This is a genomic window from Paenibacillus sp. J22P90, assembly GCF_059692195.1.
The window spans coordinates 1,027,880-1,044,274 of sequence record NZ_JCAUAY010000001.1 but is presented as its reverse complement, the minus strand read 5'-3'; the positions used below and the strand labels follow the sequence as shown (position 1 = coordinate 1,044,274).

Annotated in this window: 3 protein-coding genes; all 3 read right to left on the bottom strand. The window is 48.9% G+C overall.

Going from position 1 to position 16,395, the window contains the following annotated elements; all coding sequences use genetic code 11:
• Positions 1-156: 156 nt before the first annotated feature.
• The 3 genes from AC58UX_RS03670 to AC58UX_RS03660 all read right to left on the bottom strand — a co-directional run bounded on the left by AC58UX_RS03670 (position 157) and on the right by AC58UX_RS03660 (position 16,309).
• Positions 157-6,549 carry an S-layer homology domain-containing protein gene (locus tag AC58UX_RS03670; protein WP_497249733.1) on the bottom strand — a complete coding sequence of 2,131 codons (6,393 nt, stop codon included), beginning with the start codon at positions 6,547-6,549 and terminating at the stop codon, positions 157-159.
• 11 nt (positions 6,550-6,560) lie between these two features.
• On the bottom strand, positions 6,561-11,678 hold the full coding sequence (locus tag AC58UX_RS03665) for an immunoglobulin-like domain-containing protein (protein ID WP_497249732.1): 5,118 nt from the start codon (positions 11,676-11,678) through the stop codon (positions 6,561-6,563).
• A 152-nt stretch (positions 11,679-11,830) separates the two neighbouring features.
• Positions 11,831-16,309 carry an AAA family ATPase gene (locus tag AC58UX_RS03660; protein ID WP_497249731.1) on the bottom strand — a complete coding sequence of 1,493 codons (4,479 nt, stop codon included), beginning with the start codon at positions 16,307-16,309 and terminating at the stop codon, positions 11,831-11,833.
• Positions 16,310-16,395: the final 86 nt, after the last annotated feature.

The following is a 16,395-nucleotide window of genomic DNA, read 5'->3' as shown; positions in this document are numbered from 1 at the left end:
TTTCAGGCCGAATCTGGCAAGTAGTTTAATCTTAATGTACCAGCCGCGATAAGCGAAGTGAATGGTTTAGAATTGAAGGAATCTGTAGTTTTATTGAAAAGAAGTACATGTAAAAAAAGAGCATCTCCTTGTTGAAGGAAATGCTCTTTATCCTACTTATTTCACATCCAGCATTTTACTTATCATGGTTGCTGCTTCTTCTCTAGTAATCTGTGCGTCCGGCCGAAGCGTTCCGTCTGGGTAACCACTGATGACGCCAAGCTTCACTAGCTTCGTTACATAAGGCATAGCCCAGTCAGGAATAGCGCTAGAATCCTTAAATGAATGCTCAAGCTCTGACGCCGGCTCCTCGGCAGCTTGTGAACTGATCATCCGTCCGATGATCGCAATAGCTTCAGCTCTCGAGATCGGAACCGTTGGATCCAAATACAGCTTCTCATCTCGCAGGGTACCGCCGATCCATTGCTGCTCGATAGCCGTTGTGACATAAGGCTTCGCCCACGCAGCTACTTGTTCACGATCCGCAAAGTCGGCGGAAAGCTCATCCGTAGGCGTTGCAGCTGAACCAGCATGGACGCCGACGGCAATTTTGGCAAATTCTTGCCGTGTAATGGCCCGCGTAGGCTCAAACGCCAAGCCGTCACCGGCTGGAACACCATTGATCGCGCCAATTGACGCCAAGCGATACACCTGATCATGCGACCAGCGATTGATCATATCCGTGAACATGGGCAAATCGCCATTATATAGCAAGGCGAATTTACTGAAATGCGGCAATGTAGCCGTAATAGTGCCTGCTAGCGGATTGATGGAACCTCCGATGTATTCCCATTTATGAATTTGTTCATTGTAATAATAGATCGCAGCTCGCTGCGGATCTTGAAGCTCTGCCATTGGATAGCGAACTGTGAGCTCCGCAGGGGTTTGAAGCTTTGTAGGTTTATCAAACTTGAACTCGTAAATGTCACCGATAACCTTCAAGCCGCCTATTTCATACTTCTTCGGAGCTCGTACGGCTCCAACACCAAGCCCAACGCTTTCTCGCAACGGCTGTGCCGGTATACGAATCACCGCACGATCACGAATAGCAACAACACGTTCATGATTAGGTTCAAGCTTAACAGAAGTTACGAAATCAATGCCTTGCTCCAGCTCAATCAACCTTTTTAGAATTTGTTGCAGCGTATCTTCGACTGGGCTAGGTGAATCATCCCCGTCACCATCATCGTCAGGAGATACCGTCACAGGAGGCACATACCAATTGTCATAATCAATTGGAGGCGGCTCCGGCGCTCCCAGCGGTTTGGTAATATTTACAGCAAGCGTATCCTCAAAATCAAAATCGCCCGCCACAGAATAGGAAGCTTTAATCACCATATCTCCCTCATACGCCGCTTGAAGTTGCCCTTGCTCGGAAATACTTCCGTTTGAATCACCGAGGAGCACGCTCCATTTCACACTGTTTGCGTCAAGCTCGAACGATCTTCCCTCTTTGTCAGTGCCAATCAATGCTAGTGATTGCTCATTGCCCTCAGCAATTTGCAGCTCACCATCTACCAGCTGAGCTACAGCAGCAGGACGAAGCTCTACTTTTGCTAATGAAGTGACTTGCGCATTTAGTACTTCTGTTTGTAGGACTGTTTCATTGCCGGCCATATCTTTGGCCACGATCATGATGGGTTTCGAGATGTAGCCTTCGACTGGAATCGATGCCTCGAAGGCACCTCCCTCTTGAACGGCCACCGTCTCACCATTAATCGTCAACTTGCTGCCAGGCTCTGCCACTCCTTTCACAAGAGCAGTATGCTGGTCAGACTCGACACGCGCACTTTCTACTTTCAAATCAGGCGCTGTCACATCGGAAATGACACGCACACTGGAAGCTGTCATATCGCCTTGCGCATTGGTGGAAAACAATTGAATGACGTTTTCTCCCTCTTGTAAAGCAATCGATTCGGTCCAATCAGCTCCTGAAACGAGCTCCTTGTGAACCGTATTATTCACAATGACTTTCGTGGATACGATTTGATCCGCATGCATATGGAGCTGAAAGTCAGCTTCGTTCATCAGATACGTAGTCGTCCCATCCAGCGTAAACGTATTCGACACAGGCTCATGGTTGGCATTATGGAGAACTGATAGCTTCACGTTCGCTTCCTTTGGCTCTGGCAGAAGTAACGCTGCCGTTACAGCCGGCTCACTGTACACTTTGACACCATCGACGAGCTTATAAGCTCCCATCGACACTCGGTAAGCAGACCCGGGCAGCATGCCCACGGTTTGGCCCGATTCATTGCTCACCGTGCCGCCAATCATAGCCTCATGAAGGTCGCCACTCAGCTCTATCACGCCTAAGCTTGGGATAGACTCGCCATTCCCATTTAACACTTGTACGGTGTACCCGTCGGCCGTCTGCTCGTCCCAAGTCAGTTTGAACAAGCCATTCCCAGCAGCATTCAGCTGAACGTGACTTGGTTTCACTGGTTGAAACGGATTCACAACGTTTAGGGACTGACTGCTGTATGCACTGCTTAGATTTGTGTTCCCTTGTGACAGCACAGCCTTCACATAATAGGTTCCACTTGCTATCGAATTCGGCAACGTAATTTCCGCTGATTCGCTAGATACATCAAGGTCTTCGATCAACAAGCTGCCTGGATCGTTTACGTTGTTCGTGCTAAGGAATAGCGAAACTTTTTGATCCGTTGTATGGTCACCAGACCAATTGACCGTCATATGGTGAGAATCCGTCTGCTGGACATCAACACTTGTCAACGTCGGAGGCACTGTCACATTCTGCAGTGTCCACTCCACTTCACGATCTGAGATGAGGCGCCAAGTGCCGCTCTTTGGATTTTGCACAGAAATGAGCACACTTTGTTCAAGCTCTCCTGAAGCTGATTCCGCAGCAGGAATTTCCTGAATGTCATAGTTTACGCCTGCAACGAATTCATAGCTATTTCCGTCCGGGTCCTGTACCTGAAGCTCAGAAGGATCGCCAGAGTAGGTAATGTCCAGCAGGGCCATTTCTTGTCCAGCTGCAACAGGAATCGCATATTCGAACGGATCTGCCGACCTTAACATTCTGCGGGATGGCTGCTGTACATGACTTCTTGGACCTGAAGCGGCGACAGATTTCATATTCGTACCAAAGCTCATTGTGCCGGAGACGTTGCCTGATTCATCATAGTACGTCTGCTCGATAAAGCTCTTCTTGTCTTGCACGCCAGTTGAGGGCTCATTACTCGGTTCATCTGCAACCAAGCTTCTGCTTTTTAGCAACTTAACCTTCCCAAGGCTGATCTCTGGTCGTTTGTCTCCCCATTCATATTCAAAACCCCAAGGAATCCCAAGGAACTGCACGTTCCCTGCAATTTTTTCTGAGCTGATTTCGCCTTCTGCAGCAGCAAGTACTAGACCACGCGGAAGCTTCACTTGCACATTGCCTCCACCAGCCAAATAAACAGGTCCGAGCTTGCCATGCTCCTCAGGATCGTATCGGAAGACCACGTACACTTCGCCAGTGATAATGTTCAAAATATTAATTTTAGCTCCTGCATTGAGTTCAATGCCGAACTGGGACAAAGAGTCTTTCAGCAGTACACTACCATACACCTCTTCAAACAATGGAATACCGAGTACTTCAAAAGCGCCGGAGAACTCAACACCGCGCATTGATAAACCTACCGTTGCATCATCCGCCGTAAACACTTTGCCGACACTCAGACCGCCAATCATCTCTAACTTCAATGGAGGTAAAAAATTATAATTGCCCATTAACGTATCGTAAATGTTGTAAATGCCGCCTCCGCCTTTAGTAATATAAGCGACAGGTGCGATCGGAATTAGCGGGATACCTGGTTCGCCACCGACGACGAAACGAAAATTATCAACGATGGGGAAGTTGCTGTCCGTCAATCGAATTGTTAGCAGTCCGTTGACCTCGACTACTTTAAATTGAACGTTCGCTTCCACTTCATATTTCTTCTGGAACGTGTCTACCCGTACGATGCCATTGAGCCCGAGATCAAGACCTGGAACCAAATTTTGAGGTAATCCTGCCTCTCCTTCGGCACGCAGCCCCAGAAAGCCGAATTTACCAGCGGGACCGAATGCATCTGCATTTTGCCTAATCCCGAATTTAGCTTCATCCAAATCAACGGAAACCAACACCGATCCCGCACCATCATCTTCGCCATCGGTATTCTCTGTTAAATCTTGGTCATTGGGTGGATTGGTAGGCGGGTTCTGAGAATTACCGTTACCGTTACCGGTACTAGCTGAGCCATCGCCATCTTCCGTTTTCTTAGGACCGGGCTCAAAATCCAGAGCAAGCCTTCCACCGAAAGAGACACTTTCCGTACCAATAACGGCATTCTTAATGTTCAGCTGAAACCATGCGAGCCGTTGGATGACGGATAATCCTTTTAAAACATCCCACTCAATCTCAATCTTGGATTCATCTTTCTCTTCGTCCGCTTCTAGTGCGTACTTCTTGCCATCCTCCAGCTCAACACTGAAAGGCCCATAAGCAAATTTGAAATTTGGGATCGAAAGTGCGCCATTTCCCTTCAAATTAATATACGCTTCATCGTGCGAGCTGTCTGGGTCACTTTTCTGAATCGTCATCTTCTGGGAAGCTTCGCCGAAAATAGCCGTCAACATGTCCGTTGTATCATGACGAATGACGGAATTGATCGTAGCTCCTTTATCTACCTCGTAAATGACCTTCCCGTTATCCCCGTTCTTGGCACGAATCGAACCTCGGAATTCCAATAGGGAAACTTCGCGGCCCCAGGTGCTTTCATATTGCGTTTTCAGATCTGCGAGCTCTGTCTCGCTTTTCACGGGAACAAGATTATACGTCTGGCCCTCCTCTTGCAACATGTTACTACCGACGACGAGTAGAATACCGTAATCTTTCGATTTAAACATTTTGTCTGTCGTAAACTCGAATTTTTTCGTAAACACTTTACCGCCTGCAGTCAACCTCACCGTGTACGAGCCAACCTCTAGCTTGTGCTGCTTCCAGAGATCGCTTTTCAAATTAAGTTTGGCCGCAATCTGCTTATCATCCTGAATCGATACATCCGAAAGGGGAACGGCCACGCTTGCGCCATCACGATCGCGAATAACGTCGACGTTCCAACCTGACGAGCCTTTCAATATTTCAAAGCCTGCCCCTTGCAACGTTAGAGCTGGATTATCATCCAGTGTATAGATCTTCTTAGGGTAAACCTCCATCAGCTGCATATTTGGTATTTCACCCGTCAACGCTGGAAGGATAACATAAGACGCTTGTATACTTTCCTCCCCGCCGGCCGCTTGCGCGATCAATTGGAACGGGGCTGCTTTATAAGCAAGCTGCACCTTGGGTTTTACCCGCCATGTGACGGTTTTCGTCTCGCCGACCTTCACACTGCCGATCGTTTTCGTCATAAGCTCGCTGGAAGCAAGATCCAACTCTGCCGGTAGTGCAAGTGTGACTTGCACGCCATCCATGTTCACCGAACGGTCAATGCTATTATCAACATCGACACGAATCTCAAATTCCGCTTCATTATAGCCATTGCGATCGTTCGTTAATGTCAGCTGTTTCGGCGCGCCGACTTGCAGCCTGTAGGTGGCTTCTTTTTTCGATGTAAAAAAGCTTCCGAGCCCATAGTACGTCTCGAACACTGCTTCTCCGCCAGGAGCTAGGCCGGCCGGGTCCCAATAAAGAGCGACCGCACTGTCGGCTGAGCCGTAAGCATTGAGCTTGCTTGTGAAATCAAGCAGCGGATTCACGGTGTAATCCCACTTGGTTTGGGAAATACCGTTCCAGTGGGCAATAACCATCTGATTCGGTGCTTTATTTCCCCACCCTTGCATGAAACCATAGGACATCACCTTGGGATTCAGCGGATTGTCCGTTGCACTCCAGTAATACGGAAGCTGTCCCGTTATGACCTTCTCATTGCGGATGTACTCACTTCCGCCAGCTACTGAAATCGGAGACGCATCCTGCGAACCGAGCATCGTATCAAGCAAAATCCGAGTACCGACACTCTGATTCTGATTGGTTGTATTTTTCACATGGTAACTAACCTTCATATTGCCTGCATTCGGGTTCGTTGGATCATCGACGAGCGTTAAGGTCTGTGTAATGTCGAGCCCTTCCACACGCCAGATGGATTTATTCGTCAACCCTTGATTAGCAGGAGAGAACGTGAAACTACTATTCGAACCCATAAAGCCGTAATTATTTCCAAAAATATAATCCTTCCCGTTGATCCGAAACGTCGTAAAGGAAGTCTCCGGCAGACGGTCCTTAAACAGGAGCGCTTTGTTGTCATCGCCCCCTTTTAATGGAGAACCTTGCTTCGTATTGACACTGAATCTTCCGGACTCTCTGTTGACGGTGATTTCCATGAAAGTATTGGCAACCGTCACAGGCGCTAGTTCTGCCTCTAAGGCAGACACCAGACCGCTTCCAACCGGAAAAAGCAGCACAAGAATGGCTCCTATGACCAGTAACTTGGTACCTAGCTTGAACCTTGCTTTATTCATTGCTCACACTCCTAAGAAGCCTGCCTTGGCAAAATATACACACGAATCAGCTTTAACTGACGTTCTTGATCCTGAATGAGGAATGTATAGTAGCCATATTCCGTAATCGGTAAAATCCCATTCGTCACCTTATTCGCATTAAGCTTAAAATCACCAACACTTTTGGGGCCTCGCGCCCACTTGATGATCGAACTGCCTTGCATGCCAAACATCGAAAGTTGAATCGCATCCCCATATACGATGGCATCTGTATCTTGGACTTTCACAGCATTCACGTAGATCGTGAATTCCGTAGGCGCGATGACGATGGCCTTCCGTGTAAGTGTGGTTTCATTGCCAGCACGATCTGTCACACGATACATGACCGAATATTCACCAGGCACTTGGCGATTGATCGTATTGCTGCTGACGATGATTTTTGCTGTGATCTCCCCATCCAAATTGTCTGTCGCCACAACATCAGCTAATGGATTCACACTGCCGCCAACCTCTACCAGCAGCTGCTCGCCTCCGATAAACCGCAGCTTTGGCGCTTCGCGATCAATGTTGTTCACATCCACACGCATCGCATACGTATTGCCAAGCGCATCTACAGCATCGATCCAACGCGTACCATTGCTTGTAAAAGTAATCGTACTGCCGCTCAAGCCGACATAAGTAAGCGGCAGGTCTGAAGTTAACGTGACGTTCACGTCATTTCGCGTAGGCATCGTTTCACTGTAAGTAGCGATAACTTTCGCCTTCGTTTTGTTAATGTTGCTCACCGTTGCTTGAATTTCACTTAAATTCCCAACGATATCTTGGATATAAAAAGTAAACGTGCCATTATCCTTAAACACAACCTGCTTCGCCCGGTTATTGTTTAATACATAGAAGGGCTCATCTGCATCTACCGTTACGATGACGTCCTCTTTGGTAGGCGCTGTTGTGCTGTACGAAAGTCTCGGTACTGGCGGTGTCCGATCGATATAATTGACCGTTGCGCTAACCGTGCTTTGATTGCCAGCCCGATCCGCAACGACAAAGGTGTAGCTTCCATTGCTTGTGAAGTCATACGCTGTATTGCCGTTATTGCCAAAGACCGTGATTGGCTCGTCTGCAAGCACTGTTGCCCGCACATCCGATCTTGTTTTTAACGTTTCCGAATATTGAATCGTCGCAATCGCTGGCGTCTTATCAATCCGATCAACAGAAGCAACGAATTGCTGCTGATTGCCTGCCAAATCTTCGTAAATAAAAGTAAACGATCCATTCTGTGTAAACGTATGTGTATTTCCGCCAACGCTTAGGAAACGCACAGACTCACCGGAATTATCTTCTATCGTCAATGTTGCAACGACGTCCTGATTCGTCCATCCGATCCGACTATACGAGACGGCGGCTGTTGGAGCTACGCGGTCGATCGTCGTCACCGATGCCACGATATGGCCTTCATTCCCAGCAGCATCGCGATATTCGAAGGTAAACGTACCATTTTCAGAAAAAGTATGATGCATGCTGCCTCCATTGTTCGTCACTTCAACCGAAGAGGCATCCGTGAAGGAAATGTCGACATCTATTTGCTGGGTCGTCCAGTTCGAGTTGCTGTAAGTCAGCTGTGCCTGCGGTGCTTCCTTGTCGATCCAACTGACCGTTGCTGTTTTTTGAACGAGGTTGCCTGCTTCATCCTTAAAATCGAATGTAAATTGACCATTTTCCGTAAACGTGTAGGTAGGACTTCCCCCATTATTTACGATGCTCACAGTTCCGTTATTGTTGTCTTCCGTGACCAACGTCACCGTCACATCCTGATTCGTCGGGCTATTCGTGATATAGATGAAATCCGCTGTTGGCGGAGTTAGATCGATGTTATCGATGATCACTTCATCGTTGTTCGTAATACCTGTGCTCACATTACGTACGGTATAGTGGATCGAGCCGTTGGATGTAATTTCATACACCGCTTTCGTCACGGTCTGACTAATGACTTGGGCATCGCCTGTTATTTCAAAATCTTTTAACTCACGGTCAGGACTGCCTTCCGCATCAATCGTGACGCGGACGGGACCATTCGTCCAACCGCTTGGAGCTATCGTGACTTCTGCTGACGGCAGGCTGCGATCAATCCATGTCACCGTTGCTGTCGCTGTCCCTACGTTTCCAGCAGCATCTCTAAATTGAAATCCAAATTGTCCGTTCTCTGTGAACACAACTTCTTTCTTGCCAAGGTCCGTATTCGTTACGGTGACAAGTTCGTTCGTAGAAAGCGTCGCTGTTACATTATTCGCTGTCAAACCAGTAGGCTTATAGGAAACTGTGCCTATAGGCTTTGTATGATCTAAGAGGTACGGATTGCTGACTAGCGTTGCAGCGTTGCCTGCTTTATCTGTGACTTTTACCCATAAATACCATGTACCAGTCACATCAGATTTCGTTGCAACTCGATCACCTGTAGCATTTGTAGCAAGTGGTGTCCAAAGTGTTGGTACCGCCGAGTTTGAGGTAGACCAAGCGTGCTCGAATGTTAATTCACTCTGTGGAGCACCCGTATCCGTCGCCGTCACCCGAGTACTCACGGACTGCTGCGAAGAGGAACCGTTCTGAGTCAAACTGATGATTGGATTGGTCTTTTCAATCCAGTCTACTTTCGCCAGAGCCGTGTTCGTGTTGCCCGCCTTATCTCGAAAGGTGAACGTATATTGACCATTTGCCTGAAAGAGATAAGTAGCCGCTGTCACACTATCCACCGTTATGTCAGCGGCAGGCGTAACATTATCCGTTGCAGACATGGTCGCTGACACAGGCCGATTTGTCCATGTAGTCGTGCTGTACACAATTTTATTCAGAACGGGTTTGACCGTGTCATAGGTTACCGTATCGGAATACGTCGTACTGTAATTGCCCAACGCGTCGATAAATTGGACGGATATCGTGTGTAAGCCCTGAGTCGCAGGAATCGTAATTGACTTCAGTGGAGGAGTGGCCACATAGGTTTCCAAATTGCTCCACACCCCGCCGTCAACGGAAAATCTCATCTTATCTACAGAGCCTAGTGCATCCGTGGCACTCAGTTGAACTGGCACAGAGGTGAGATTTGTAACTTTATTCGGTATGGTCAACGCTCCAGTTGGGCTCGTATTATCCAGCTTAAACATACCGCTGTTCACCAGCGTCGCATTCCCCGCTTCATCGTACACTTTGGCATGGATATAAAAGTTCCCCGTCTGGCCCGAAATGGTAAATTCATTGCTCGTGGACGTGTTCCAGGTTGCATCGTTACCATCCGTTGATGCTTGATTATCAATTTTATATTTGATGACAAAGGAGGCTAGCGTCGTTGTGATGTTATCCGTCACATTTAACGTGGTCGTCACAGATTTGCTGTAAGCAGTCGTCGAATTTAATGTAAAAGAAATCGTTGGCGCTGTCGTGTCGAGTTTAAAGCCCTGCGTTGTTTTCGCATAGCCGATGTTGCCAGCGCTGTCGAGTGTTTTGATATAAAGGTAGGTGAGACCATTCGCTGTGGATGGGGAAGTTAATGTCGTGCTCCATGTGGTTTTTGTCCCTAGCCCATCAAAAGTCATCTGCCAGCGGGAATCGTTCACACTCGGTGTCGCTGCATCGGTAGACCATATGTAGTACGCTTGTCCTAACGTGCCTTTCGACTCTTGTAAGGTGATACCCACTTGACGGGAAACGGCTGCTGCCAGATTGCCCTGTGTCGTAAACGTGACGCTCGGCGCCGTCTTGTCGATGATGTAGGCTGCACTTTCCTGCGTGCTGACATTATCCAAGTTGTCTTTAATGGTGAGCTTTAATTTGTAGCTGCCTTCAGCAGTGTTAGGCACGGCCAGTGTTCCACCCGTGATGCTTCCTGTTCCTGTTGAATAGGAAACGCCATCTTTTAGCCATTCATAACTGACTTGTTTCACACCAGAATTCGCATCGGCGACGGTATAAGTAACCGAATGGCTTTGCTTCGCTGCGCCTGAATTCGGTGTAATGGTGGCTGTCGGCCCTAAATTATCGTAATTGAAAGGCCCCGCTGTTTTGATGATCGTATTGGCTGCAAGGTCGATTGCCTTTGCATGCAAGTAATAAGCCCCAGTCCCTGTCGGGTCTACGGGTGCAGCCCCATTGATGAGATTGCTTGAAATACCCGATGCTGCCGGTGGTGTTGCACTCTGTGACCATGTGTAGAAGAGGTTCGTATTCGCTGTTGATGGCGTGTCCGAGGTTGTGACTGTGACGCCATGGCTCTTCTTATAGGTGGCATCCGACTGCTTACCAAAAGTAAGTGTCGGGACCGTATTATCAAAATTGAAGGGTCCTTTCGACTGGACAACTTCGTGTCCAACAACGTCCACCGCGCGAGCATGGAGAAAATAAGTGCCCGGTGTGGCAGGATCTGCTACTGCATTTCCACTTGTTATCTGCGTGGTGATGGCTGAAGATGAAGGTGCCGTCTGGCTTTGCGTCCACGTGTAGTAGAGCTTCAAGTTTTCGTTCAGAGGTAGATCATTGGCCGATAGGGTAATTCCCAGTGCTTTTCGATAATTCGCGTCCGCTGGCAAATTGCCAAAAGCGATCGTCGGTGCCGAGTTGTCAATATACATCGGCGTTGACACAAGGCTGTTGAAATAAGCAACGTTATTCATTGACGTACCGTCGGTGAATTGCGTTGTGCCATTGGCGTTCGGGTTCCAACTATTTATGGGGAGGGACACGCCGTCAGAAATGCCGCAGCCATCTGGGCCTCTTTGAACCGCGATGAGGCCCGATGTCATATCCGCGGTTATCCCCCGTGCGTACACCGGCGGCGAGTATCCCTCGAACACAGCATTATACAAACGAAGCCAATCTTGTGTACCGCCAATGGAGATGGGAATCACCGATTCCATATCGCATTTGACAGAAGGACTCGACGACTCAAACGCAACACTCATTTTGATTGTCTGCCCTGCTGTAAAAAAGTATTTGCCGTTTACCGGAGAAACCGCAGCTTCGACTGAACTGATCGTGACAGCTGTAGGCTGCTTGACGGCACCTGCAGGTTTTAACGTGGCAGCCATCGTTGTATGTGTGAAAGGTACTACTGATGACGAAGTAGCCAGTAACATTGATGTTACAAGCGCAATAATTTTTCTCATAAAGCCTCCTTTGATCGAACCAGCGATGCTAGAACCACCCTATTCTAAGCGCGAAACGACAGGATTCGATAGTACCAAAGGTCATTTTGGAGAAAATATGTTGCGAGACACAACAAATAGCGCTAAGCAGCTCAGCTGCTTAGCGCTATCCTTTAAATCGACCAGTCCTTCGCCTTCGCGACGGCCTGTGTGCGGCGGTTTACCTGCAGCTTGCCATAAATGACAAGCGTAATGTTCTTGACCGTGCCGACGGCCAGCTCCAGACGTTGGGCAATTTCTGGATTGGACAGGCCTTTGACCATCAGGCGGAGCACGTCTTTTTCTCGCTCTGTCAGCGATTGGATGAGCAGACTCGCTTCTAGCTTCGATCTCCCCGTAGGTGAGATCACTGGCTCTACCTTGCCGTCTGCGGCCTCACTCGCGAAACGGTTCAACACAGCGAGCTGAGCAGACATCATTTGCATCAGCTCCAAACGCTGGCTGGCTTGCACCCCAGTCACAGCCTCATTTTCCAAGTAAACGATTCCTGCTAATCTGCCTAATTGCTGAACAGGCAAGCAAATGATGGAACGCGGTCGTACGCGGCGAATATACGGATCCCATGCGAATAGATCATCGAGATGGGCATCGTCAAGCACTAACGGCTCTTGGGTTCTTGATACGAATCGGACCACGGATATCGGCAAATCAAAGCAGCTTTCCAGCGAAGCGGAATGACCACTTCTCGACACGTTACGATTAACGTCATGCTCAGCCTCTATCCACCAATCTCCCTCTTTGTTCACGATCCAGAAGCCTTTGGCCGCTCCAGCGTTCTCAATCAGAGTGACTAAATATTGGCCGAGCAGCTGTTCAAAGCCGCTTGCTTGCGTCAGTCGGGCTGCTGCTTTTTTGAACATATCCCGCTCCACTTCCAATGGCAGCTCATGCTCATCATCCGCGTCCGCCTGCTCAACCTGTGCCGACTCACGAGCAAGCTTCAAATCCTGCTCCCATACGCGCGCATACTCCGTCGTCATCACCAGAAACTCAGGATACTGCTCGCGCAGCTGCACACACTTCTCGTGCGCGCCCCACATCTTGAAGCTGGAATAGGCGTCCATCAGGTACGTTTTTGCGAACTTCTTCTTGCCCATGGTGAGAAGCAAACTGCCAGCCAGCTCACACGCCACAGCTTCCAAATGAATGTAGCCGCAATCGCGCGCGGACTCGATCGCTTCATCGTAGCAGGCTAACGCTTGCTCCCACTTCCCTTTCAGCCGAGCTGCCTCTCCTTGCATAAGTAAATACTTATGCAGGAAGTGCCTCGGTCCAAGCTCCGACCACTTACGCATCTGCGCGAGCATCGCTCGCATTTTACGTTCTGCCTCCGCTTGCTGCGCCACGGGCATTCCCAAATAAATCCGCGACATCGCCAAGTAACCGTACAGCATACCCTCTGGCAAATGTGAATGATACGTATAGTACCGCTCACGATGCTCTGTTTTCTCCCAAAGCTCTGCGGCTGAAGCATATTCGCCGAACAAATACATCAGTTGGATTTTGCAAATATCATATTCAAAAGCAAGCCCAATCCGAATCTCCGCGGGGCTCAACTCCTGTAGAAACAGCTCCCCATTGAATGAGCTATCCTTCATGGAGCAGCGTGCCTCTGTCTCTCCTTGCAAACACTTCGCAAACTGTTGATACAGCTCAAAAGATTTCATCGTGAATGGGTCTTTCTTATGCAAAGTCCCACCCTCGGTTTGGCAAAATTCGAGCAACTCGCCAACTTGACCGCCGAAAAACAAGCTAAACATTAACCCGCGAAGCGAAAATCCCGCATAATACAAATCTCCGCTAGCCAGACTGAGCCGGTGAGCTTCTTTAAACAAAGGCCATGTTTCCTGCGCACTCCTGCACAAGAAATGGGTTAGAGCATAAATAAACGAAAGCTTCGCTTTACCTGGAGAAAAGGACTCCTCCCCGAGGCGCAATGCTGCTGCTGACAGCTCAATGCCATCCTGGTGCCAACCTTCCTCACTGGAAATGAAGGATGCAAAAATCGCAATAATTTCCGGAAACTGATTCGCCGCATGATGGTCGAGCATTTTACGGATGCTTTGACAAATAATTACCACAAATAGATTCATATCTACAAAAGAGGACGCTCGCGCAACGATAGGCAGCAATTGCAGCATCGCCAATTCTTGCGTCGCGGCTTCGTGCCTGCCTTTAGCTTGAAGCTCGCCAGCCATGCCAGCAAGGAGCAGCATGCGCGTTTGATTCAGTTCTTTTTTACGCCTAGCCGAGCCGACCTTCCTTGGCAGCCTCACACCTAATCGATCCAACAGCTGCACACCAGCTTGAAACGCTGATTTGGCCTGACCTCGATTAATATCTAATTCCAGCTTGATCGCATGAACCCGCAGCTCTTCTTGGCGGCCTTCCGAATGCGCGATGAGCTGCTCGTAGACCTGTTGTCCCTCATCCAGATGGCCACAGGCGTACTCAACCTGCATACGTTCCAAGTACACATCATAAGTAAGCTGAAATTGCGCTTCCCAATTTCTCTCGGTCATTAGCTCCGTGCCAAAAGCAATGAAAGCCGCGGCCGAGAGGTAGGCTGCCGATTTTCTAGCATTCCGACTCGCTTGTAAGGCGAACTCAATAACCTGAAGCTTTTCCTCACGATCGGTCAACTGCTCTTTCCCAAGTATCAAATGGTGCAAAAGGGTATACAACTGCTCCTCCGGCTTCTCCGCCGAGTATTGCCCCCATTTGTAATGACCAATTTCCGCATGAATCGTTGCCTTCACATCAGCGGGAATCGCGCCATAGGCCACTTGTTGAATCGTATCGTGGATAAAGACGAACCAAACATTCGGCTGCGTAGCTGTAGTGGACAACGCATCCCCAACCTGTGATCGCCCTTGCCACGACTCACGTTCCCGAACTGGCAGAACCAACCCTTCACGCAGCGCCGGTTCCAAATGTGCCATCACGGTTTCGGAAGCCTCTTGGCAAATCGCAGCCAACGTGTGCAAATCAAAGGAATGACCGATACACGCTGCCAGGCTTAGTGAATGCCCCGCCCACTCAGGGAGCGTTTGCAGTTTATCCAGCATAAGATCCCGTACATCGCCAAGCGCGTCCAGCTTGCGAATTTCGTCAGCATCCCACTGCCAGCTTTCCTCACGGGTGTTAAATCGCAGCCATTTATGCTCATATAAAGATTGCAAAAGCTGCTTCATATAGAGCGGATTGCCTGCTGTTTTTTGAAAAATCACTTCAGCCAACGACCGCGCTGCATCGATTTGCAGCGTTTCGCCCAGATACTTTTCGGTCTCTGCCAAAGTTAAGGAAGAGAGCACGATTCTACGCTGTGGCCACGCTTCAGGGCTACACAGCCAATGTCCAACTGGCATCGCTTTCTCGCGATACGCCACAATACATAAGAAATAGCCTAGTTCCCGGCTATCCGCGAGGCTGCGTATAAAATCCATTGTTGCCGCGTCCGCCCAATGGACATCGTCGAGAAACATGACAAGCGGAGATCTTTTGCCCGCGATCGTACGGATCATCGCTTGAAAAGCCAAATGAAGCCGATTTCTTGCCTCTACGGATGGCAATATTTCAGCAGCAGGCTGCTCGCCAATGATTAATTTGATGTCCGGGATGATTTCAGTCACAATACCCGCGTGATCGCCTAGTGCCGAAATCAGCTTGTCCTTCCAACGCGCCAGCTGTTCCGTGCTGCCTGATAGAAAGCGATGAATGAGCTCACGAAATGCTTGCAGCAACGGCGCATAAGGAACATCCCCTAGCAGCTGATCCGATTTCCCGGAAATAAAAATACATCGTTCTTGCTGCTGGAACCGGAACCACTCGCGCACGAGTGTCGACTTTCCGCTGCCAGCCTCTCCGCTAATAACGACGATTTCTGAATTGCCGTTGATGCTGCTGATCAAAGATTCCGTCAATCCTGAGGCTTCTTGTTCCCGGCCGCTCACAACAATCGGCATCCGTATTTGGCTCGCAAAATCTTTACTGCCCAGCGGGAAAGATTCAATGATACCGCTTTGCTCCCAAGTGGAGCGGCACTTTTTCATATCATAGTGAAGGCTATATGCACTCTGGTAGCGCAATTCCTGCGTTTTCGCCAGGAGCTTCACGAGGATGTTGCCAATCATTTGGGGAATATGCGGATTCAACTCACTAGGATGCGGCGGACGTTTCGCCAAATGCACATAGATCCAATCGGTCGGTTCTTCAGCAGCATACGGGAGTTCTCTGGTCAAAAGCTCATAAAAAATGACGCCAAGCGCATACAAATCCGTGCGTGCATCGATCTCTTGATTCATGCGCTTTGATTGTTCTGGCGCACGATACGCCCAGCCGGACACGGCGAGTTCATTGCCAGCAGAGGCTTCCAGCTGCTCCTTCATCAGCCTCACAGCAGGCGAAACCCCATCTGCGATTTCAATAACAAACGCTTCCGGATTCAAACGGCGATGGATACCATTTTCGATATGAAACGCTTGAAGCGCTTCTGCCATACTTTCGGCAATCCTCATAAAATCCAGCAAACCGCTATGCTGTTCATTCCAATATATAGGAAGGGAAACGTCCATCTTTTTCTTCGTTACCATCATGGCCTCCCATACACTCTTTCCGAGCTCTTCATTCTAATGCGTAAATTATATCATAATAGACAAATAAACACCCCGAAAGCTGA